Below are 22056 nucleotides of genomic sequence, written 5' to 3'. Positions count from 1 at the left end.
AGAGGTCACACCCGTTCCCATACCGAACACGGAAGTTAAGCTCTTTTGCGCCGATGGTAGTTGGGACTTTGTCCCTGTGAGAGTAGGACGTCGCTAGGCAATTACCCTATTTGGGCTTTTTTTTTGGAGGATTAGCTCAGCTGGGAGAGCATCTGCCTTACAAGCAGAGGGTCGGCGGTTCGATCCCGTCATCCTCCACCATAGTACGGAGGGGTAGCGAAGTGGCTAAACGCGGCGGACTGTAAATCCGCTCCTTCGGGTTCGGCGGTTCGAATCCGCCCCCCTCCATTGTAATTTAAATTATTTTTATAATATTGGGCTATAGCCAAGCGGTAAGGCAACGGACTTTGACTCCGTCATGCGTTGGTTCGAATCCAGCTAGCCCAGCCAATTGGAGGAATACCCAAGTCCGGCTGAAGGGATCGGTCTTGAAAACCGAGAGGCGGCGCAAGCCGCGCGGGGGTTCGAATCCCTCTTCCTCCTCCATATTATTTTTATACAAATTAAATATTATTTATATCGTCGCGGGGTGGAGCAGTCCGGTAGCTCGTCGGGCTCATAACCCGAAGGTCGCAGGTTCAAATCCTGTCCCCGCAATCTGGTCCGGTAGTTCAGCTGGTTAGAATGCCTGCCTGTCACGCAGGAGGTCGCGGGTTCGAGTCCCGTCCGGACCGCCATTTGGCTCGGTAGCTCAGTCGGTAGAGCAGAGGACTGAAAATCCTCGTGTCGGCGGTTCGATTCCGTCCCGAGCCACCTTTTCATTGTACAACTTCATTATTCCGCAGTAGCTCAGTGGTAGAGCAATCGGCTGTTAACCGATCGGTCGTAGGTTCGAGTCCTACCTGCGGAGCCATGGCCCGTTGGTCAAGCGGTTAAGACACCGCCCTTTCACGGCGGTATCACGGGTTCGATTCCCGTACGGGTCATTTTAGAAAATCAGTGCAAAAAACAGCACTGATTTTTTTAATATGTATAAATAAATTATCAGACATACATAGATTAAAAAACAAATCATAAAAAATCCGTAGTATTATAAATTCCCACAATTTAACTCATGACATTTATCAAAAAACGAAATGAAATATAGTCTTCCGGTTATACTACTAAATGCAAGGAGGGATATTTCATGACAGCCATTAGAGATGTAATGAGTACGAATATAGCGTATTGTACTTCGGTAGACAATGTATTTGAAGCAGCAAGTAAAATGAAACAAGAGGATGTTGGGATTATACCGGTTGTAGATAACAGTCGTTTAATTGGGCTTGTAACTGACCGAGATATAATCTTACGAGGTCTTGCCGAAAAGCATCCTGGTTCTGAGAGTATCACAGAAGTAATGAGCACGGATATAATTAGTGTATCCCCAGATGATCCAGTAGAGAAAGCATCAGAACTGATGGCACGTTATCAAGTTAGACGCCTGCCAGTTGTTGAACACAGTAATCTTGTTGGTATGATTTCACTTGGTGATTTAGCTGTTGAAGGATTTACAGATGATCAAGCACAATTTGCCCTTAGTGAAATTTCAGAAGATCATCATGAAACAATCTAAATTAAAATATGATTTTACAGAATTTCAAAAAAGATAACTCGTAGGATGGCATATCCTACGAGTTATCTTTTTTTACAAATCAAAAAAATAAAAAAATATATATGATATGATTAACATAATACTTATATTTTTATAGAAAATACTAGTTTATATTAGTATTATTAAACTATACAAATAAAAAAATAGTTATAGGAATGACAGTATTTAACCCAAAATATATATTTCATCTTTTTTTCTTAAAAAATGCCGCTATGCAGGGAAGATGTATGCATGGAGAAACGTGTAAAAGGGGGTTACTAATGAATACAGTAGAAAATGAGCCAAACTGGATGTTAGTTACAGAAAACTTTTCATCACCTACAACATTTTCGGATTTACTTTATTTGCTCATTCCTAATCGTACTGAAAAAAGCGGATACGATAGTCAGGTTTTATCATGGAAGGAAAAGGAATTCTACAAAAAAGAAACAATTCTTCCATTTATTCAGTTTGGAATGAAAGTAATGAAGGAACTTCCGAAATTTAACAAAGATGAAATGCCTACCATACTTCGAATTGTTCGTTTATGTCAAGAAGTAAGATGGTATGAACAAGCTTATAACATATTGAAGGAACAACAAATTCTTCCTTTTATTTTTAATTCATTAGAAATAGAGGTATGGGATGACTTTACGAAAGCAACTGCATGGAATTATATAATTGTAAAACAAAAAGCTCTCCGTTTAGAAGAGTGTGATTATGCGATATGGGAAAAAATAAAATATGATTTAAGTTGGATTCCTTCCTGCCCGCACTTAGCATCAGAAAAAGAAATAATAGAATGTAAACTACTTTTTTTATGTCGAGAAGCACGTGACATGGATACTAATAAGTTTGAAGAATTATCAATGGAACTTGCTATTTATTGTAATTCTACAATTTCAAATCTATATACATATAATCTCGTCGAAACTTATAAACGATGTATAAGCTATTTAGAAGACCATACAGAAAATCGGATGATTATAGCTTGTCACTATGCGATACTAGCTCAGTTAGCAGAATTTTTTTATGATCCCTATCAATTTATTATGGATGATTATGTGGCAGTTATGAGAGATATGATGGCTCATTTAAATTTCTCATTATATGAAAAATATAAAGAATTTATAGGAACATTACTATCCTATATTTCATTTTATCAATTGATTCGGGTACCACAACAAACAGATTATTTTCAGGAAATGTTAACTATGAGTAGAGGAATTCCTTATAAGGAGGATTTGCTTCGTGAATATGTCTTTTCACAAGTAACGGATAAAACAAACGGTTTTTTAAACACATTTTATTATAATAATTGTCAAAGTATTATTGAAGAAATTATTGCCTACTGGTGCACAGATGAGCAAAGAAATATACTTCAAGTTACTTATCATATGTACGGTACAATCTAAAATATAAAAGTAAAAACTCATCCAATTTGGATGAGTTTTTATATATAAGATAAAGGTTCGAATTGAAGTTTTTGTAATCATCGACTTGTCTTATCCCCGGGTCGTCTCCACAATTGAAGATTGATTTGGAATGATAAGTAGTATGGCTATAAAGAAAACTGCAAACATAGAGGACATATGCAGTCCATTTTCTTTAATAGCTACAATGCCGACTGCAATTATATATGATAATTTGTATGTAATGGATAACCAAGATGCAAGTTTTAATTGAAGCCATTCCATAAAAATTTCACACGATACAAATGAGACTAAGATAATTAAAAAAGCAAGACTTGCATTAAAGATAAACAGACAGCAAATAAGTCCGAATAAGGATAATAATTCTAAAAATATAGGTATATCTTTCATTCAAACGAACCTCCGAATAGGCTTTGTATAAATGCCTACTTTTAATGTTGCAAATAAGGAAGAGGATTAATGGCATTTGATTTTGCGAAATTCCATTCTCCTTTGTGAAGCTCGAAGTGTAAATGCTGTCCTGTAGCTTCTCCGGTGCTTCCCATGTAACCTAGAACTTGACCTTGGCTGACCGTATCACCTTCGCTTACATAGCGATTTTTCATATGAGCATATACGGTTGTGTAAAGTTGTCCATTAATGTGATGAGTAAGGAATACAACATTACCATAGCTTGTAGAATAATAGGAACGGCTGACCGTACCGGAAGCTGCGGCAAGAATTTGGATATTTCCTGGCGCTGCAATATCGACACCATAGTGCATGCTACCCCATCTTGGACCGAAATCACTCGTAACAATTCCACCAGAAGCAGGCCAATGTAAGATAGAAGAAGCTTGTGATGTGGAAGTAGAACTAGAAGTAGCTACATTCTGTGAAGTAGAAAGATAATCTTTAGAAACATATCCATCATTTCCGTTGTAACGAACTTTATACCAACTTCCGGATTGACCAGTTACTTCTACTTTTTGACCACTTGATAATACATCAATAATGTTATAGTTTGTTCCAGGTCCTGTTCTGAAACGTAAACTATCTGCATTTACATAAAATGTAGAAGTTGATTGAACAGAAGATGAAGTGGAAGAATTAGAGGAAGCGAGAAAAGCTTTGCTTACATAGGCAGCCTGATTGTTATATGTAATTTTGCACCAGCCATTATTTTCAGACTCTACTGTAACTTCATCCCCATTACCTAACATTCCTATAATAGAAGAACTGGTACTTGCGCCGCTACGAACACGTAGTGAATCTGCTGTTACTTTGTATTTGGAAGAAGAAACTGTAACATAATCTTTGCTTACATAAGCAACTTGATTGTTGTATTGAATTTTGTACCAATTACCGCTTTCTCCTAGAATGGTAACGCTGCTTTGATTTGGTAAGGCACCAATTACGCTATCATTTGTACTAGGACCGGTTCGAACATTTAAATAGGTTGCATTTACAGTTCCAGCAGTATTACTGCTTGCTTGTACAGAATCTACAATGAATGGTAAAGCAGCTAGTGCAACGGATGAAACGAAAAGAGTTCTAGCGTTCATAGCAATTCCTCCTATTATAATAATAATTGCATATAGAGCTATATATAAAAATGAGGTAGTTATAAATTAAAATGACTATCATCTATATATATTATTCTATTAATTTAATGATTTTTCAATATATTTATAATAGTTTTTGTTATTTTTAACATTTATCTGTTATTGTTTATAAAAATAACAAAAAAATATCATAAAAATGTAACAAAGTACTATTGACAGTTCGCAATCAAGAACGAATCGTATAATAGTACTTAAAAAACTAGATGATTTGATAAGATGGTGAACGAAATACCTGTTATTTTTTCCAACTATTGTTCTTACAAGGTAAAACAGTTGCAGGAAAAGCAACGTAATGTTACAATAAGTTCACAATTTAATGAGATTGCTAGGGGAGCTGGTGTTGCCGGCTGAGAGGAGACCTTAAGTCCATGACCCTTTTTACCTGATCTAGATAATTCTAGCGGAGGAAAGCAAACGGACGATGAAATTAATGCCCACTTTCCTGTCGTGAATAATTGGGCTTTTTTATTTGTGTATATCTTTTTCACTAGGGGTGCGAAATGAGCTGAGAGAGGCGACTGCCTTAACCCTTATGAACCTGATCTAGGTAATGCTAGCGAAGGGAAGTGATGTATGACGATGAATAGTATCCATTGTTTACAGCCGCTTCTTTATGAGAAGCGGCTTTTTGTATGCCAAGCAGAGTTATTAAATAGAGAGAGGGATTTTTTCGTGAAATTTTGTGATGAACTATATGAGAGATCAAAGCCAGTATGGAAAGTAATTTATGAACATCCGTTTGTTACGGGTATTGGTGACGGTACACTCGATCGTAGTAAATTCCAATTTTATATCATCCAAGATTATTTGTACTTGCTAGATTATGCGAAGGTATATGCTCTAGGAGTTGTAAAAGCAACAGACCCAACTGTTATGGGGAAATTTGCAAAGCAAATTGACTCTATTTTAAATGGTGAGATGAACTTGCATAGGCAATATGCACAGCGTCTTGGAATCAATCTACAGGAGTTAGATGAGGCGAAGTCTGCATCTATGAATTTAGCGTATACCCATTATATGCTTTCCGTATCTCAAAGCGGGACGCTTGCAGAGTTGGTTGCATCCTTACTTCCTTGTATGTGGAGCTATTGGGAAATAGGAAAGCGCTTAAGTGCAATTGCTGGTAGTGTAGATCATCCGTTTTATGGGGAGTGGATTCGCGGCTACAGCTCAAGTGAGTACGGGGAACTTTGCATTTGGATGATTGATTTGCTAAATGAAATCGCGGAAGGTAAAAGTAAACAAGAGCTGCTTCGTTTAGAAGAGATATTTATCAATACAAGTCGTTTTGAATATTTGTTCTGGGATATGGCGTACCGTAAGGAGATGTGGGGATTTGCAGAACATCATTCGCTTTCATAACGTTTCGTTTGCGTATGACGGAGAAAAACAGAATATACTCCAAGATTTGGATTTTCAGATTGAACAGGGTGAATTTATAAGTATTATCGGACCGAGTGGATGTGGGAAAAGTACTATTTTTAGGCTACTTACAGGACTTGAAGAGACAAATAAAGGAAGTATCACAATCCAAGATGTTACGGTTAGTCGCGGAAGCCGTGCAGTTGGTTATATGCCCCAATCTGATTTGTTGCTGCCGTGGCGAAGTATTTTAGAAAATGCAGCCATCTCGCTTGAATGCCAAGGAATGAAGAAAAAGAAAGCACAAGAAAAAGTAATCGAATATTTAGAGAAGTTTGGATTGCAAGGCTATGAAAACAAATACCCAAAGGATTTGTCAGGTGGAATGCGGCAACGTGTATCCTTTCTTCGTACATTTTTAACAGGAAACAACATTCTCCTGCTCGATGAACCGTTCAGCGCATTAGATGCAATCACGAAATTAAGCTTACAGGAATGGTTATATGAGCAATGGATGAAATGGAACAAAACGATAGTATTTATTACGCATGATGTGGAGGAAGCGTTGTTTCTATCACAGCGAATATTTGTTGTAACAGAGAAGCCAATCTCAACCATGCAAGCGTTCAATGTTCCTTTACCAAAAGAACGATGCAGACAAGATATAAATCGACCCGAAATTTTACAATTGAAAGAAACATTACTTGGTATGCTACAAGGCAAGGTGAAACAATGAAAAAGCTAAATTACTATTTTCCTTCTATTCTTGTTGTAACTATTTTTTTAATTGTATGGGAAATTGGAGCTAGGATTGTGGATGCGATGTATATTTTGCCGACGCCTAGCGCCATTTTTCAAAAAATATGGGATCTTCGTGCCATTTTGTTCACGGTTCATCTTTCGGCAACGCTAACGGTAGTCGTCATCGGTTTAGCTATTTCCATTGTATTAGGAGTTGGACTTGCTGTAGCGATGAGCTTACATCCTTTTGTGGAGCGTGCTTTTTATCCATTGCTTGTTGCGTCGCAGACGATTCCCGTAACAGCGCTTGCCCCGTTGTTTGTGCTTTGGTTTGGCTACTCCATTTGGAGCAAGGTAACTGTAACAGTGCTTATTGTCTTTTTTCCGATTGCTGTGAATACCTATGACGGATTACGTTCTACAAAGCGCGAATGGGAAGAGTTGCTTATTACTTATGGTGCATCCCGTAAAGATATCTTTTTTAAATTGAAGTTACCAGCGTCACTACCATTTTTCTTTTCAGCATTAAAAGTTGCTGTGCCCTTTAGTGTAATTGGTGCTGCAATTGGAGAATGGTTAGGTGCGCAGGCTGGACTTGGCTATTTTAGCAAGCGCATGATGACGCAGCTTGATGGTGCTGGGGTATTTGCTCCAATTTTTATATTATCTTTACTAGCAATTATTTTTGTATTTATTGTCACTTTATTTGAGAAAAAATTTGTAGGTTGGAGGAAGGATTCATGAAACGTTTAAAGTTTGTTCTTGTATTTGCGGCCCTTGTTGTCGCATTAATTGGTTGTTCAAATGGTGGTACTGCTAAGAAAGAAAAAGAAGTTACAATCATGCTAGATTGGTATCCAAATGCCGTGCATAGCTTTATTTATGCTGCAATAGAGAAGGGGTATTTTAAAGAAGAAGGTGTGAAGGTCAATGTGCAATTTCCTTCGAATCCTACAGATCCATTAACATTAGCAGCTGCAGGAAAGGTTACGTTAGGAATTTACTATCAACCAGATGTTGTGATAGCAAGAACGAATGAAGGAGTTCCTGTGAAATCAGTAGGTGCCATTGTAAGATCACCGCTTAGCCGTGTTGTTTCTTTAAAGGATGCAGGTATTAAATCTCCCAAAGATTTAGATGGAAAAACAGTTGGATATCCAGGTACACAACTTAGTGAAGAATATGTAAAAACAATGGTAAAACAAGATGGGGGAAATCCTGATAAGGTAAAGTTTGTTGATGTCGGATTTGATTTAATCTCTGCCTTAACTATGAAGAAAGTTGATGCGGTTACAGGTGCCTATATTAATCATGAAGTACCATTATTAAATAAACAAGGCTTTCAAACAGTAACATTCAACCCTGCTGATTATGGTGTACCAAATTATAATGAACTTGTATTTGTTGCAGGTGATCAAACATTAAGCAAAGACCGTGCAGCAGTTGAAGCATTCTTACGCGGTGCGAAAAAAGGATATGAATTTACGAAGAAAAATCCAGATGAAGCATTACAAATTTTATTAAACAATCAAGAAAAACAAAACTCTCCTTTAGATCCACAAGTGGAAAAAGAAAGTATGAATATTTTATTGCAAAGAATGGAAACAAGTGATGGCCCATTTTTATCTCAAACTGCAGCATCATGGACTGAGCAAAATAAATGGCTGAAGGAAAAGGGAATGACAAAACAGGTTGTACCTGCTAATGAATTATTTGAAAATGTATTGAAGTAGGAGAAAAGTATGAAAAGAGAACTTCACGTAATTTCAAATGGGAAATTATCTTTTGCAGAATTTGCAGATTTAGCAATTCGAATTCAAAGTGCAGTTGATTTTTTTCATATTCGAGAGCGAGAAAAAACATCGAGAGAATTATTTGAAGGTGTGAAGCTTCTTCTTGATAAAGGAATACCAGTTGAGAAAGTAGTTGTGAATGATCGTGTTGATATAGCTCTGCTGCTTGGTATCTCGCGTGTGCAAATTGGCTATACGAGCGTGGATGTTAGAGTGTTGAAGAATGCATTTCCCCATCTTCATGTAGGATGTTCTGTACATTCTCTATCAGAAGCGCTCCAAGCAGAGCAAAATGGAGCCGATTCCGTTTTATACGGTCATCTTTTTCAAACTCATTCGAAGGAAAATATGCCACCTAGAGGATTAGATGAAATTACAAATATTGCACAAAGGCTGACAATTCCTACATATGGGATAGGCGGCATTACACCAGAAAATGTAGCATATGTGTTGAATACAGGGGTAAAAGGATTTGCTGTAATGTCTGGCATTATCGGGGTAATAGATCCAGTTGAACAAGCAAGTGCATATAGACAAATGATTCGAAAGTGGGAGAAACAAATTGATGAAAACATATGATAGCATCATTGTTGGCGGCGGTATTATTGGTAATTCTATTGCACATTTTCTTTCTGAAAGAGGCTACAAGGTTGCTATTGTTGAAAAAGGTAAAATAGCGTCTGAAGCTTCTAGAGCTGCGGCTGGCTTGCTCGGGGTACAAGCAGAATGGGATGAATATGATCCTTTATTTGATCTAGCACGGCAGAGTAGAGCAATGTTTGCACCCTTGTCAAAACAGTTGCGAGCAAAAACCGGCATAGATATCGGCTATGAAGAAAAAGGAATTTACCGTATTGCACAAAGTGATGAAGCAGCTGCAAAGCTTATGGAAATTATGAAATGGCAGAAGCAAATAGGAGAAGAATCACATTTTCTTTCCGGGGAAGAACTTCGAGAAAGAGAGCCTAACCTTTCTGAGGCGGTAGTTGCAGCTGTATATCATCCGAATGATGGCCATGTCATCGCACCAGAGCTGGCAAAAGCATTTGCACATTCTGCTGCGATATCTGGCGCTGATATTTATGAGCAAACAGAGGTATTAGATATTAAAGTAGAGAACAATCGTGCAACGGGAGTCGTTACATCAGTGGGAGTGATGTATAGTGATTCTGTTATTATTGCATCTGGATCATGGAGTACAAAGCTTCTACGTCACTTTGATCCGAGCTGGGGTACGTATCCAGTGAAGGGTGAAATCATTGCTGTCAAAAGCTTTAAGCCATTACTATCCATTCCTGTATTTGAAGATGGGTTTTACATTGCGCCTAAACGTAATGGGCGTTACATTATTGGCGCAACCGTGAAACCTCATACATTTAACAAAGCTGTTAGCGTAGAAAGCATCCAATATTCGATGGAGAGAGCACTACACATTTTACCTGAACTGAAAGATGCTGAGTGGGAAAAAGCATGGGCTGGACTTAGACCACAATCCAAACATGGAATGCCGTATATTGGAAAGCATCCTGATATTCCAGGATTGTATACATGTACAGGCCATTTTCGTAATGGAATTTTGTTAAGTGCCATTTCAGGAGTTTATATGGCGGATTTATTAGAAGGAAAGCAACAAAATGATCTACTCCATTCTTTCATTGGGGAGGGAAGCAAGTGAAGCTAAATGTTAATGCAAAGGAAATTATAATTCCAGATACGATTACGACAGTAGAGCTGTTATTAGCGCATTTAGGGTTATCCAATAAAATTGTTGTGGTGGAACGAAATAATTTTATTTTAGAAAAAGAACAACATGCAGGTGAAGGATTATCTGATGGAGACAAAATAGAAATAGTAACATTCGTAGGAGGCGGCTAATATGTTAAAAATCGGTTCATTTTCATTTGAATCTAGATTATTATTAGGAACAGGAAAATTTAAGGATTATGATGAACAAAAGAAGGCAATTGAAGTTTCTGAAGCTGAAATTTTAACATTTGCAGTTCGTCGTATGGATATTTATGATGGTTCACAACCCAATCTATTAGAAAAAATTGATGTTACAAAGTACACACTTTTACCAAATACAGCAGGAGCGAAAACAGCTGAAGAAGCAGTTCGTATTGCCAAACTAGCAAAAGCATCTGGTCTTTGCCATATGGTGAAAGTAGAAGTCATTGGTGATAGTAAAACACTGTTACCGGATCCATTTGAAACGTTTAAAGCAAGTGAAGCTTTACTTAAAGAAGGTTTTACAGTTCTTCCTTACGTATCCGATGATGTTGTATTAGCGAAACGGTTACAAGAACTTGGTGTTCATGCAATTATGCCAGGTGCATCTCCAATTGGTTCTGGACTTGGTATCGTAAATCCGTTAAATATAAAATTTATTATTGAACAGGCAACTGTTCCTGTTATTGTAGATGCAGGCATTGGAAGTCCGGCAGATGCAGCATTTGCAATGGAACTTGGTGCGGATGGGGTGCTTCTTAATAGCGCTGTTTCAGGAGCAACCGATCCAGTAAAAATGGCTGAAGCTATGAAATTAGCAATACGTGCAGGACGACTTGGCTTTGAGGCAGGAAGAATTGCACGCAAGCGTTATGCTACTGCAAGCAGTCCAATTGAAGGAATGAGCGTACTTGATTAGCCGATATTCTCGCCAAATTTTATTTTCTCCGATTGGCGACAAGGGACAAGAGCTACTGCGTGAGAAACATGTGCTGGTTATTGGAGCAGGAGCACTAGGTAGTGGAAATGCAGAAATGTTAGCACGTGCAGGGGTAGGTAAGCTTACGATTGTCGATCGTGATTATATAGATTGGAGTAATCTACAGCGGCAACAGCTGTATGTGGAACAGGATGCAATCAATCATTTGCCAAAAGCAATTGCAGCAAAAACACGGTTGGAACAAATTAATCATGAAGTCGAAATAGCTGCATATGTAACAGATGTAACAGCTGAGAGTTTAGAAGATTTCAGTCGTGATGTTGATGTAATCGTTGATGCAACAGATAATTTTGAAATTCGTTTTCTGATTAATGATATTTCGCAAAAACATCGTATTCCGTGGGTATATGGTGCATGTGTAGGGAGCTACGGATTGTCGTATACCATTGTGCCAGGAGAAACACCTTGCTTACACTGTTTATTACAATCCATTCCCCTTGGCGGAGCAACCTGTGATACGAATGGAATTATTGCTCCAGCTGTATCACAAGTTGTCTCATATCAAGTGACGGAAACGTTAAAGCTACTCGTAGGAGATCATAAGGCGCTAAGACGTAATCTCGTATCATTTGATCTTTGGAACAACGAGCATACTTCTCTAGATGTGCAGCGCTTAAGAAAAGCTGACTGTCCATCCTGCGGCATGCATGCGAGCTATCCTTATTTAAAAAAGGAAAATGAATCAAAAACAACCGTCTTATGTGGACGAAATACGGTACAAATCCGTAATCCACACAGAAAAAATGTGGATTTGCAGTTATACAAGAAAACGTTGCAAGGCACGGTACAGGACCTATTATGTAATGAATATGTGTTAGCATTTTCTACTGAAGATAAACGGCTTGTCATGTTTCGAGATGGACGTGTGATGGTTCATGGTACAAAGGATTTACGAGAAGCTAAAAGTATCTATCATCGATACTTCGGGTAAAGCTCTTGTAAACAAGTTCTTTCCGAATTACGTTACATGTTGTTATACTTAATGTAATGTTAATAAAGTTAAGGAGATGAACGTATGCAAGAGAATGCAGGATTAGTACTTGAAGGCGGTGGGATGCGCGGAGTATATACTGCTGGAGTACTTGAATTATTTATGGAACAAAATATGTTCTTTCCTTATGTAATTGGAGTTTCAGCAGGAGCATGCAATGCAGCCTCCTACTTATCACGCCAAAATGGACGAAATAAAGAAGTAAATATTGGCTACATCAACCATCCAAATTATTTATCGTATCGAAATCTATTTCGAAAAGGTCAGTTGTTTGATATGGACTTTATATTTCAGGAAATTCCAACTGAGCATGTGCCATTTGATTTTGATACGTATTTTGCAGCGAAAGAGCATTTTGTGATCGGAGCTACGGATGTAGAAACAGGTAATCCTGTGTATTTTGAAAAGGATGGTACGCAGGAAGAAGCACTAACGATGCTACGCGCTTCTAGCTCCTTGCCTTTTATTGCCCCTGTTGTGGAGTTTCGTGAAAAAAAGCTTATGGACGGCGGTATATCAGACCCGATTCCGATTCGTAAGGCAATGCAGGACGGTGCTGAAAAAGTAGTCCTTGTCTTAACACGAAATGAAGGGTATGAAAAAAAGCCTTCGAAATTTGGTTGGATTGCAAAGCAAGCGTATCGGAAATATCCAAAATTAGTAGAACAGATGTTAACACGTTATCAAACCTACAATGAAACATTGCGTTATGTGGAACAGTTAGAGAAAGAAGGCAAAGTGTTTATTATTCGTCCGTTTGAGCCACTTCAAGTAGGAAGAATGGAAAAGGATGTACATAAGCTAGAGCTACTGTACGAGCAAGGTTATCGTGATGCAAAACGTCAATCTGAGAAATTAAAAGAATATTTAGGAGAAAAAGCATCAGCTAGTAGCTGATGCTTTTTCCTTTTATTCAGAGAAGATAACAGTTGACTTCATTTACCGAGACAACCATACAAGTTGATACAAAAACAATACGGCAAATAGGTATACAAGCGGATGTACATCACGAAATTTTCCCTTTGCTATCTTCATAAGCGGATATGTAATGAATCCGAGGGATATTCCCGTTGAAATACTTGATGTAAGCGGCATACTTAAAATGACGAGAAAAGCGGGAAATGCTTCATCAAATTCGTCCCAACGAATATTACGAACTGAGCCCATCATAAAACTTCCAACAATAATAAGAGAAGGTGATGTAATAGCATTTACACTAGAAACAGCATCTACGAGCGGGCTAAAGAAGGCTGCTATTGCAAATAAAATAGCAATTACGAGAGCTGTTAGACCAGTACGACCTCCAGCCCCAACGCCTGCAGAAGATTCGATGTAAGCAGTTGTGGGACTAGTACCGAACATGGCGCCGACTGTTGTAGAGATACTATCAGAAAGAAGGGCACGTCCTGCCTGAGGTAGTTTTCCATTTTTCATCAACCCTGCTTGCTCGGATACACCAAGTAACGTGCCAGTTGTATCAAATAAGGTAACGAGTAAAAATGAAAAAACTACGCCGTATAAACCATAATGAATGACATCACTAACTGCTGTTATAGGATTTGCTACAATGACTCCACTCGGAAGAGAAGGCAGGGAAACAATTCCTTTATGAAACGAGAGCTGTCCGGTTACTAGTGAAAGAATGGATGTAAGCAACATCCCTAGGAATAAGGCGCCCTTAACATTTCGAACAAGTAGGATAAGGGTAATGGCTAGGCCAGCTAAAGCAAGTAAAACGGAAGGTGAATGAAAATCACCTATCCCGACTAAATTAGTGGGGTGTTTTGTAATAATCCCGGTTAGTCGTAATCCAATAAATGCTATAAATAAACCGATTCCTGCAGTAATAGCATGCTTAATATTTTCAGGAATAACTTCCATTAATTTGGTTCGGAAGCTTGTTAAGGATAGAACGAGAAAAATGAGACCTGTTATAAATACTGCTGAAAACGCTATTGCAAATGTAACGCCAGCATGAGCTTTCACGACGGAGTAGGCAAAATAAGCATTTAATCCCATTCCAGGAGCAATGGCAATGGGCATATTTGCAAATAGTGCCATACATAATGTTCCAACAAAAGCAGCGATAATCGTTGCTGTAAATCCTTGTTGAAATGGGACGCCTGCATCGGAAAGAATAACGGGATTGACAACGACAATGTACGCCATTGTAAGAAATGTTGTAATCCCAGCAATAATTTCTGTTTTTATATTTGTGTTATGGTTTGAGAGGTTAAACATAGTAAAATCCTTTCTTTTATACGAATAATAATGACAACAGTAATATATATTATTCGTTGTTTTAATGAATTGCAAGAAATATTTCTGTGAAATCATAGTTGGATTTTCAGGACAAAAAAACTGAAAAATCTTATATTTTTTTTATTTTACAATTACTACAATGGAGCCTTTGTGGTCATGCTAATTATGACAACTTGGTAAGGAGGCTACCAAATGAAACAAATGCAAACGAAACAACTACAACCCCCGCAACATCAAGAGAAACAGCCAGGGTTGGAATCTCTAATGAATCCTAAACCCGTATTTGACAATTCCTTGTACAAGGGATCAGGAAAGCTACAAGGTAAATGTGCCCTTATAACTGGCGGAGATAGTGGCATTGGCAAGGCAGTTGCAATTGCTTTTGCAAAGGAAGGCGCTAATATAAGCATCGCTTATTTCGATGAGCATGAAGATGCCAAAATGACAAAACAGCTTGTTGAATCATATGGAGTCAAGTGTGTTCTAGTTGCTGGTGATTTAAGTGAAGAAGAGCATTGTATAGAAACTGTAAAAAGCACGGCTGAAAAACTGGGTAATCTACATGTTATTGTGAATAATTTAGCTGTACAATATCCACAAAATAGTTTATTAGATATTACAGCAAGTCAACTCGAACGAACTTTTCGGATAAATTTGTTTTCGTATTTTTATATAACAAAGGCAGCACTTCCATATTTAAAGAAAGGAGATTGCATTATTAATACCGCTTCGATCACAGCATACGAAGGAAATGAATCGTTACTTGATTATGCATCTAGTAAGGGAGCAATTGTATCGTTTACCCGTTCGTTATCTAAATCTCTCGTTAAGGTAGGGATTCGTGTGAATGGGATAGCACCGGGTCCAATCTGGACACCACTTATTCCATCAAGCTTCGATGCAGAGAAGGTAAGTGAATTTGGAGGTGATGTTCCAATGGGGCGACCAGGTCAGCCTTGGGAGGTAGCAGGAGCCTATGTATATCTTGCTTCGCAGGATGCAACGTATGTAACCGGACAGATGTTACATGTGAATGGAGGGGTAGTGGTTAATGGGTAAAATCAGGAAATGAACGTTCGAGAGGAATAGCTATGCGCATACTACTTTTATCGTTGTATATACTTACTATAATTATTTCAAATGTGCAAGGAGCTGGCCAGGGGGATCGGTTTATAGTAATAAATCTTGCAAATAACCAACTATCCTATTTTGAAAATGGGATGTATATGAAAAGCTTTCCTGTGTCGACAGGAACATCAGAAACCCCTACACCAGAGGGACGTTTTTTCATTATAGACAAGTATAAAAATAAAGACTACCATCGTAAGCAGATTGAGGGTGGTGCTCCCAATAATCCATTAGGTACAAGATGGATGGGATTAAACTATAAGCAATATGGGATTCATGGAACGAATAAGGAATATTCAATTGGAAGCCGTGAGTCTAATGGCTGCATACGAATGAATGATCGCAATATACAGTGGCTATACGAACGTACTCCACTACAAACGAGTGTAGTTATTGCCACATTCGATGAATCAGTGGAGAGAGCTGCCCATAAATTTGGCTATCAAGTAATCAGTTGGAACAAGGAGCAGGTTCATCCAAAGCAAATTGGACAAATTCGTACATTAGATACAACCATGCTATATTGGCAGGATTTTCACGGGCACTTTATTCCGATAAGAGAAATTAAAGCAAATCAAAAGTTTCCAGTGTTTTCACGGCATTATAAAGACATGTTCAACGTAGGAAATCGCACCTATATTAGGGATTCAACAAAGGCTATATCATATGAACAAATACCAGAATATATTATCGTAAATCAATACAAACGAAACATAAAACATTAAATCAAAAATGCGAAATAGACTGGAACAGAAAAATCTGTTTACCGATCTATTTCGCGAAATCTTTATTAGTTCATTTTTTGATTATATATTTGGGCGAAATGTTTGACAGCATGTTTCCGAGCTGGTAGTTATGGCACTTTCTATCATCATTCCATTTAGAATTGAACTTTCAAACAAATTCTGTTCAGATGTATACGATTGTGATTCAGGTTTTACAATAATTGAATTTGCTTGACAATAATTATTCTGGCCCCAAAACGAACAATTGGAAACGGCACAGCGTACATCGGGCATACAATTCACCTCATTTATTTGATCTTCTAAAGCTAACCATTGTGAACAAGAGGAGGAAAACCTCTTGGTAATAGTGTGAGCATGATGTACTAAGTTCATGTATGGATATTATCTACAAGCTGAAATATGGGGAAATAGGAGTGAATTCACGAATAATTAGAAAAAAGAAACAAACTTTTACCATCTTCTAGCTATTTAAAATTAAGGATATGATAAAATTACTTACAGTTCCTTTTTTACATATTCTTAACGAACAGAAAGAACATATTGCCATTTTTCTTGCAGGAAATGTATGTGATTTACAGAATTAATGTAGAAGAATGACAAATTTTGTAGTGAAACTAGAAATTTTTAAAACAGGAGAGGATATTAGGATGAGTTGGAAGCAAGCATACGAACGTTGGATTCAATCACCAGCATTAGATGAAGAAATGAAAACAGTACTTGAAAATATGAAAAACAACGAAAAAGGGTTAGAAGAATGCTTCTATAAGAACTTAGAATTCGGTACAGGCGGAATGCGAGGAGAAATTGGACCTGGTACAAACCGAATGAACATATATACGGTACGTAAGGCATCTGAAGGGCTAGCACGTTTTATTGAGTCGTTTGGAGAAAAAGCGAAAAAACGTGGTGTTGTCATTGCCTTCGATTCTCGTCATATGTCACCAGAATTTGCAATGGAAGCAGCAAAAACACTTGCAACACACAGCATTCAATCGTATGTTTTTGCAGAGCTTCGACCAACTCCAGAGCTATCCTTTGCAGTTCGTGAATTGAATGCTTTTTCAGGAATAGTTGTAACAGCGAGTCACAATCCTCCTGAATATAATGGATATAAAGTATATGGTGAAGATGGCGGTCAGCTTCCACCAAAAGAAGCGGATATCGTTATTGATAAAGTAAATGAAATTGAAAACGAATTAGAAATATATGTAGAATCTGAAGAATCCTTAAAAGCAAAAGGACTTATTAAAATTATCGGTGAAGAAATGGATGAAACATATGTTGCAAAGCTCAAAACAATTTCTGTTCATCCTGAGCTAGCAGAAGAAATTGGTAAGGACCTGAAAATTGTATTTACACCGTTGCATGGTACATCTAATAAGCCAGTTCGTAAAGCATTAGATGCACTCGGTTATACAAATATTACAATCGTAAAAGAACAAGAGCTACCGGATGGAAATTTCTCAACTGTAAAATCGCCAAATCCTGAAGAACATGCAGCCTTTGAACTTGCAATCGGGTATGGTACGAAAATTAATGCTGACGTACTTGTAGCGACAGACCCTGATGCGGACAGACTTGGCGTGGCAGTAAAAAATAGCAACGGAGAATATACTGTACTAACAGGTAACCAAACAGGCGCAATCCTATTGGATTATTTGCTATCACAAAAGAAGAAAAAGGATATTCTTCCTGAAAATGGTATTGTATTAAAAACAATCGTTACCTCTGAAATTGGTCGTGCCATTGCAAAGGCTTACGGACTTGAAACAATTGATACATTAACTGGCTTTAAATTTATCGGTGAAAAAATTAAGCAATTCGAACAAACTGGAGAATATACATTCCAGTTTGGCTACGAAGAAAGTTATGGCTACTTAATCGGGGACTTTGTTCGGGATAAAGATGCTGTCCAAGCTACGATTTTCGCTATTGAAGTTGCTGCTTATTATAAGAAACGCGGTATGACGTTATATGACGGTTTGCTTGAAATCTTTGCAAAGTATGGTTTTTATCGTGAAGGATTAAAATCTCTTACCTTAAAAGGGAAAGATGGAGCAGAGCAAATTGGAAACCTTCTTGCAACATTCCGTCAAGAAGCACCAAGCGAATTTGCTGGTATACGTGTAAAAACGGTAGAAGATTATAAAACAAGCATTCGAACATTGGATAATGGAACGACAGAAACAATCCATTTACCAAAGTCTAACGTATTAAAATATATTTTAGAGGACGGTACATGGGTTTGCCTACGTCCATCTGGAACAGAACCAAAAGTTAAATTTTACTTTGGGGTAAAAGGAACAAGTCTAGCAGACAGCGAAGCAAAACTACAAGAAGTATCAACAGCATTTATGGATAAAGTAAATGATGCATTGCTAAAAAAGGCTTGATTAGCTTGAAAAGAAGGGCATTCACGTAAAGTGTGAATGCCTTTTTTCTTTATAAGGAAAACTACATATGCTGTTCAATTTGTTCCGTATACAATTTCTGGGAAGCATGATCAATATATTGGAACATAAGCTGTAGATGTTGATCAACTATGCGTAAATCTTTTGCGTATTTAAAGGCGTGGAGAAAATGCTCAATCCTTTTAGAAAAAAGCTCATCCTTTGTTCTTACCATAAGAACCAGTAGCTCATCCCACTCGCAATTGTAGGTATAATACAATGCTTTGTCATAGTCAGACTCTGAGAACATTTTATCCCTCCTTAACTTTGAGGGGTTGGTATTAGTGTGTGTTAGTAGATTGAAAAGTAAGCCTGAAAGAATTTGTTAGGAATACAATAATTTTTATTGTGAAATCTGTCTTTTGAACAAACTAAAGGGTAATAAGAACAATCTTCATGAAATGTCCTTTCCTCTCATACAATTGTCATAAGAGAGCTAAGGGAGGGACTATGTTGAAGAGTGATGATTATAAAGTATTGGAATACGCAATTGATGAAATTACGGAAATCGCTAAAGGATTTGGACTTGATTTTTATCCGATGCGCTATGAAATTTGTCCAGCTGATATTATTTATACATTTGGAGCATACGGAATGCCAACGCGTTTTTCACATTGGAGTTTTGGCAAGCAATTTTACAAAATGAAGATTCACTACGATTTAGGATTAAGTAAAATTTACGAGCTTGTCATTAATTCCGATCCTTGTTATGCTTTTTTACTTGAAACAAATTCACTCATTCAAAATAAATTAATTGTTGCCCATGTACTGGCGCATTGTGATTTTTTTAAGAATAACGTTCGGTTTATGAATACGAAGCGAGATATGGTTGAGAGTATGGCAGCAACTGCCGATCGTATTAAGCAATATGAACATAAATACGGAAAGAAGGAAGTCGAAACATTTTTGGATGCAGTGCTTGCACTACAAGAGCATATAGATCCGTCTCTAATGCGGCCAAAACTAGCATGGACGATGGATGAGGAGGAAGAGGGTCCTCCTTCAAAACCAACTTCCCCTTATGATGATTTATGGAACTTAGATGATAGAAATAACAAGAATCATCTAGTACGTCCAAAAAAGAAATTTCCGCCACAACCTGAAAAAGATCTACTTCTCTTTATTGAGGAGTATAGTCGTGAGCTAGAACCTTGGCAACGAGATATATTAACAATGATGCGGGAGGAAATGTTATATTTCTGGCCACAGTTGGAAACGAAAATTATGAACGAAGGCTGGGCTTCCTATTGGCATCAACGTATTATTCGTGAAATGGATCTATCTAGTGAGGAAGCTATTGAATTTGCAAAGCTAAACGCTGGCGTTGTACAGCCATCAAAAACAAGTATTAATCCTTATTATTTAGGCTTGAAAATTTTTGAAAATATCGAAGAACGATACAATACCCCCACTGAAGAAATGAAAAGAGAGGGTGTCCTACCAAATACGGGACGTGAAAAAATATTTGAAGTTCGTGAAATTGAGTCTGATACTTCTTTTATTCGCAATTATTTAAATAAAGACTTGGTTTATCGCGAAGACTTGTATTTGTTTCAAAAGCAAGGTAAAGAATACAAGGTAATTGATAAAGACTGGACACATGTAAGAGATCAGCTTGTCAATATGCGAGTGAATGGTGGATTTCCGTATATAACGGTGTATGACGGAGACTATGTAAAGAATGGTGAGCTTTATTTAAAGCATCATTTTGAAGGAATTGAGTTAGATGTGAAATATTTAGAGAAAGTTCTGCCATACACCTATCAGCTTTGGGGTCGTTCGGTTCATTTAGAAACAATGATTGAAAATAAGGCTGTGGTATTTACCTTTGATGGAAAGATGACAAATCGAAAATATGTATAAGTAGGTGCGAAGATGATGTAAAACATCCTAGTTTTATGAAATAAAAGCATTGACGCAATCTGGAATTTTCAATAATATAATAGTTAATTGTATACCCATATAAAGGGGAGTAGCTTTAGCAGCAAAGTCGTCAGTTCAGGGATGCATCCCTCGGCTTTGTTGGCAACGATTTTGTTGTTAGCAAGACCTTTACCTTCTAGTTAGGATGGTAGAGGTCTTTTCGTTTTATAAGACCTAGGCCATCCAGGCTTAGGTCTTTTTACGTTTTGATAAATAACATAAGTAGAGGTGATAAACGTGTATAATACTTGGAAACGTATTCGGTTTGTATGGAATGTTCGAAGATTTCTTCCATTTTTGAAAGATTTTTATCTATCAACCGAAGTACCAAATAGAAGAAAATTACTTTCTATTATAGGTATGGTAGGGTATTTTCTCATTCCATTTGATCTTATTCCAGATTTTCTGATGGGATTTGGTCTTCTTGATGATGTGACCATTTTTCTATTTATCTTACAAGGAATTGTTAAAATGGCACCGGTACATTTACAAGAAAAGTATCAATTGCTTTCCTAGTTAGGAACTGAGAATCTATTCATTTCAAAAAGGATTAGTAGATAAGAAATGAAAACAATAGGAGGAAATGACATGGATTTATTTCAAACAGAGATATTAATGGCACTATTGTCTATTGTGATTATTGATTTAGTATTAGCGGGAGATAATGCGATTGTCATTGGATTGGCTGCTAGAAATTTACCAAAACAGGACCAAAAGAAAGTTATCTTTTGGGGGTCGCTTGGTGCTATCGTTATTCGGGCAATTGCTACTTTGGTAGTTGTATGGTTACTCCAAATACCAGGTCTTCTTCTTGTGGGTGGAGTGTTACTTATATGGATTGCATATAGGTTACTAGTAGAAGAAAAAAAGCATGAGGTAACGTCAGAGGTAAGTATTTGGGCAGCCATTCGAATGATTATTATTGCAGATGCGCTGATGGGACTCGATAATGTACTTGCTGTTGCAGGTGCTTCTGAAGGTAGTCCATTATTAGTCATACTTGGTCTACTCATTTCTGTTCCTATTGTCGTTTGGGGAAGTACGATTATCTTAAAGTTTGTCGATCGCTTTCCAATTATTATTACCATAGGAGCTGGTGTACTCGCTTGGACTGCTTCAAAAATGATTGTAGGTGAGCCGTTTCTTTCCACATATTTTACTAATTCCTTTGTGAAATATGGATTTGAAGCTGTCATTGTAGTTGGGGTGGTTGCTCTTGGTATTTGGAAAAAGAATACGAGTAAAGAAGTCAGCCATGTCGGTAAGCAGCAATCGCTGTAGACTACAACAAAAAACGAAGCGCTTGCTGGCGCTTCGTTTTT

At 37.5% G+C, this 22056-nt stretch carries 23 protein-coding genes, 9 tRNA genes, 1 rRNA gene and 2 riboswitches; of the genes, 28 read left to right on the top strand and 5 right to left on the bottom strand.

Annotated elements, in window-relative coordinates; genetic code table 11:
• The 12 genes from rrf to ACAN53_RS11780 all read left to right on the top strand — a co-directional run.
• Positions 1 to 99, top strand: a 5S ribosomal RNA gene (gene rrf, locus ACAN53_RS11835); the annotation flags it as partial.
• Between the two features lie 26 nt (positions 100 to 125).
• A tRNA-Val gene (locus ACAN53_RS11830) sits at positions 126 to 201 on the top strand.
• Positions 202 to 207: 6 nt separating this feature from the next.
• Positions 208 to 288, top strand: a tRNA-Tyr gene (locus ACAN53_RS11825).
• 27 nt (positions 289 to 315) lie between these two features.
• Positions 316 to 390 (top strand) — tRNA-Gln (locus tag ACAN53_RS11820).
• A gap of 3 nt (positions 391 to 393) precedes the next feature.
• Positions 394 to 486 (top strand) — tRNA-Ser (locus tag ACAN53_RS11815).
• A 37-nt stretch (positions 487 to 523) separates the two neighbouring features.
• Positions 524 to 597 (top strand) — tRNA-Met (locus tag ACAN53_RS11810).
• Between the two features lie 3 nt (positions 598 to 600).
• A tRNA-Asp gene (locus ACAN53_RS11805) sits at positions 601 to 677 on the top strand.
• Positions 678 to 680: 3 nt separating this feature from the next.
• Positions 681 to 753, top strand: a tRNA-Phe gene (locus ACAN53_RS11800).
• Between the two features lie 25 nt (positions 754 to 778).
• Positions 779 to 853: transfer RNA gene (locus ACAN53_RS11795), tRNA-Asn, on the top strand.
• A gap of 1 nt (position 854) precedes the next feature.
• A tRNA-Glu gene (locus tag ACAN53_RS11790) sits at positions 855 to 926 on the top strand.
• A 200-nt stretch (positions 927 to 1126) separates the two neighbouring features.
• Positions 1127 to 1555 (top strand): CBS domain-containing protein, encoded by a 429-nt coding sequence (locus ACAN53_RS11785; RefSeq protein WP_379970178.1) that lies wholly within the window; start codon positions 1127 to 1129, stop codon positions 1553 to 1555.
• A gap of 299 nt (positions 1556 to 1854) precedes the next feature.
• Positions 1855 to 2988 carry a DUF3965 domain-containing protein gene (locus tag ACAN53_RS11780; protein WP_379970176.1) on the top strand — a complete coding sequence of 378 codons (1134 nt, stop codon included), beginning with the start codon at positions 1855 to 1857 and terminating at the stop codon, positions 2986 to 2988.
• Between the two features lie 90 nt (positions 2989 to 3078).
• Here ACAN53_RS11780 and ACAN53_RS11775 read toward each other — a convergent pair whose 3' ends face one another.
• Both ACAN53_RS11775 and ACAN53_RS11770 read right to left on the bottom strand, forming a co-directional pair.
• Positions 3079 to 3396, bottom strand: a complete 318-nt coding sequence (locus ACAN53_RS11775; protein ID WP_379970174.1) for a hypothetical protein — start codon at positions 3394 to 3396, stop codon at positions 3079 to 3081.
• Positions 3397 to 3437: 41 nt separating this feature from the next.
• Positions 3438 to 4550, bottom strand: a complete 1113-nt coding sequence (locus tag ACAN53_RS11770) for an SH3 domain-containing protein (RefSeq protein ID WP_379970172.1) — start codon at positions 4548 to 4550, stop codon at positions 3438 to 3440.
• A 377-nt stretch (positions 4551 to 4927) separates the two neighbouring features.
• A riboswitch (TPP riboswitch) is annotated at positions 4928 to 5036 on the top strand.
• 53 nt (positions 5037 to 5089) lie between these two features.
• A riboswitch (TPP riboswitch) is annotated at positions 5090 to 5192 on the top strand.
• A gap of 90 nt (positions 5193 to 5282) precedes the next feature.
• Here ACAN53_RS11770 and tenA point away from each other — a divergent pair.
• From tenA to ACAN53_RS11720, 10 genes are all read left to right on the top strand, one after another.
• Positions 5283 to 5972 carry a thiaminase II gene (gene tenA, locus ACAN53_RS11765; protein WP_379970319.1) on the top strand — a complete coding sequence of 230 codons (690 nt, stop codon included), beginning with the start codon at positions 5283 to 5285 and terminating at the stop codon, positions 5970 to 5972.
• Positions 5947 to 6708 (top strand): ABC transporter ATP-binding protein, encoded by a 762-nt coding sequence (locus tag ACAN53_RS11760; RefSeq protein WP_379970170.1) that lies wholly within the window; start codon positions 5947 to 5949, stop codon positions 6706 to 6708. Before tenA ends, ACAN53_RS11760 begins: the two co-directional genes overlap by 26 nt.
• The gene (locus ACAN53_RS11755) at positions 6705 to 7457 is read left to right on the top strand and encodes an ABC transporter permease (protein ID WP_379970168.1); all 753 of its coding nucleotides are present in this window, start codon (positions 6705 to 6707) and stop codon (positions 7455 to 7457) included. The genes ACAN53_RS11760 and ACAN53_RS11755 overlap by 4 nt, the downstream gene beginning before the upstream one ends.
• Complete coding sequence (locus ACAN53_RS11750) at positions 7454 to 8446, top strand: ABC transporter substrate-binding protein (RefSeq protein WP_379970166.1); 993 nt, start codon at positions 7454 to 7456, stop codon at positions 8444 to 8446. The genes ACAN53_RS11755 and ACAN53_RS11750 overlap by 4 nt, the downstream gene beginning before the upstream one ends.
• A 9-nt stretch (positions 8447 to 8455) precedes the next feature.
• The gene (gene tenI, locus ACAN53_RS11745) at positions 8456 to 9085 is read left to right on the top strand and encodes a thiazole tautomerase TenI (RefSeq protein WP_379970164.1); all 630 of its coding nucleotides are present in this window, start codon (positions 8456 to 8458) and stop codon (positions 9083 to 9085) included.
• Complete coding sequence (gene thiO / locus ACAN53_RS11740) at positions 9072 to 10181, top strand: glycine oxidase ThiO (RefSeq protein WP_379970162.1); 1110 nt, start codon at positions 9072 to 9074, stop codon at positions 10179 to 10181. The genes tenI and thiO overlap by 14 nt, the downstream gene beginning before the upstream one ends.
• A complete protein-coding gene (gene thiS / locus ACAN53_RS11735; RefSeq protein WP_379970160.1) occupies positions 10178 to 10381 on the top strand; it encodes a sulfur carrier protein ThiS in 204 nt (67 codons plus the stop codon). Before thiO ends, thiS begins: the two co-directional genes overlap by 4 nt.
• 1 nt (position 10382) lies before the next feature.
• Positions 10383 to 11153 (top strand): thiazole synthase, encoded by a 771-nt coding sequence (locus tag ACAN53_RS11730; protein ID WP_379970158.1) that lies wholly within the window; start codon positions 10383 to 10385, stop codon positions 11151 to 11153.
• The gene (locus tag ACAN53_RS11725; RefSeq protein WP_379970156.1) at positions 11146 to 12165 is read left to right on the top strand and encodes a thiazole biosynthesis adenylyltransferase ThiF; all 1020 of its coding nucleotides are present in this window, start codon (positions 11146 to 11148) and stop codon (positions 12163 to 12165) included. Before ACAN53_RS11730 ends, ACAN53_RS11725 begins: the two co-directional genes overlap by 8 nt.
• Before the next feature lie 84 nt (positions 12166 to 12249).
• A complete protein-coding gene (locus tag ACAN53_RS11720; RefSeq protein WP_379970154.1) occupies positions 12250 to 13122 on the top strand; it encodes a patatin-like phospholipase family protein in 873 nt (290 codons plus the stop codon).
• Positions 13123 to 13164: 42 nt separating this feature from the next.
• Here ACAN53_RS11720 and ACAN53_RS11715 read toward each other — a convergent pair whose 3' ends face one another.
• Positions 13165 to 14466 (bottom strand): NCS2 family permease, encoded by a 1302-nt coding sequence (locus tag ACAN53_RS11715; protein ID WP_379970152.1) that lies wholly within the window; start codon positions 14464 to 14466, stop codon positions 13165 to 13167.
• 213 nt (positions 14467 to 14679) lie between these two features.
• Between ACAN53_RS11715 and ACAN53_RS11710 the strand changes: the two genes are divergently transcribed.
• Together ACAN53_RS11710 and ACAN53_RS11705 are read left to right on the top strand one after the other, a co-directional pair.
• Positions 14680 to 15546, top strand: a complete 867-nt coding sequence (locus ACAN53_RS11710) for an SDR family oxidoreductase (RefSeq protein ID WP_379970150.1) — start codon at positions 14680 to 14682, stop codon at positions 15544 to 15546.
• Between the two features lie 32 nt (positions 15547 to 15578).
• Positions 15579 to 16340, top strand: coding sequence for a L,D-transpeptidase (locus tag ACAN53_RS11705; protein ID WP_379970148.1), 762 nt, complete (start codon positions 15579 to 15581; stop codon positions 16338 to 16340).
• An 81-nt stretch (positions 16341 to 16421) separates the two neighbouring features.
• Here the strand turns inward: ACAN53_RS11705 and ACAN53_RS11700 are convergent, their stop codons facing one another.
• Positions 16422 to 16634, bottom strand: a complete 213-nt coding sequence (locus tag ACAN53_RS11700; RefSeq protein ID WP_379970146.1) for a DUF1540 domain-containing protein — start codon at positions 16632 to 16634, stop codon at positions 16422 to 16424.
• A gap of 374 nt (positions 16635 to 17008) precedes the next feature.
• On the opposite strand from ACAN53_RS11700, the gene ACAN53_RS11695 reads away from it, so the two are divergent.
• Positions 17009 to 18754, top strand: a complete 1746-nt coding sequence (locus ACAN53_RS11695; protein WP_379970144.1) for a phospho-sugar mutase — start codon at positions 17009 to 17011, stop codon at positions 18752 to 18754.
• 61 nt (positions 18755 to 18815) lie between these two features.
• Here ACAN53_RS11695 and ACAN53_RS11690 read toward each other — a convergent pair whose 3' ends face one another.
• Complete coding sequence (locus ACAN53_RS11690) at positions 18816 to 19061, bottom strand: YhdB family protein (protein ID WP_379970142.1); 246 nt, start codon at positions 19059 to 19061, stop codon at positions 18816 to 18818.
• A gap of 200 nt (positions 19062 to 19261) precedes the next feature.
• Between ACAN53_RS11690 and ACAN53_RS11685 the strand changes: the two genes are divergently transcribed.
• The 3 genes from ACAN53_RS11685 to ACAN53_RS11675 all read left to right on the top strand — a co-directional run bounded on the left by ACAN53_RS11685 (position 19262) and on the right by ACAN53_RS11675 (position 22015).
• Complete coding sequence (locus ACAN53_RS11685; protein WP_379970140.1) at positions 19262 to 20674, top strand: SpoVR family protein; 1413 nt, start codon at positions 19262 to 19264, stop codon at positions 20672 to 20674.
• A gap of 297 nt (positions 20675 to 20971) precedes the next feature.
• Positions 20972 to 21250, top strand: coding sequence for a YkvA family protein (locus ACAN53_RS11680; RefSeq protein WP_379970138.1), 279 nt, complete (start codon positions 20972 to 20974; stop codon positions 21248 to 21250).
• A gap of 72 nt (positions 21251 to 21322) precedes the next feature.
• The gene (locus ACAN53_RS11675; protein ID WP_379970136.1) at positions 21323 to 22015 is read left to right on the top strand and encodes a TerC family protein; all 693 of its coding nucleotides are present in this window, start codon (positions 21323 to 21325) and stop codon (positions 22013 to 22015) included.
• Positions 22016 to 22056 lie beyond the last annotated feature (41 nt).

The sequence above is a fragment of the Ectobacillus soli genome, from assembly GCF_042610425.1.
Classification (GTDB): domain Bacteria; phylum Bacillota; class Bacilli; order Bacillales; family Bacillaceae_G; genus Ectobacillus.
Note: the sequence above shows the minus strand (reverse complement) of the source record. Positions and strands in the feature narration are given on the sequence as shown.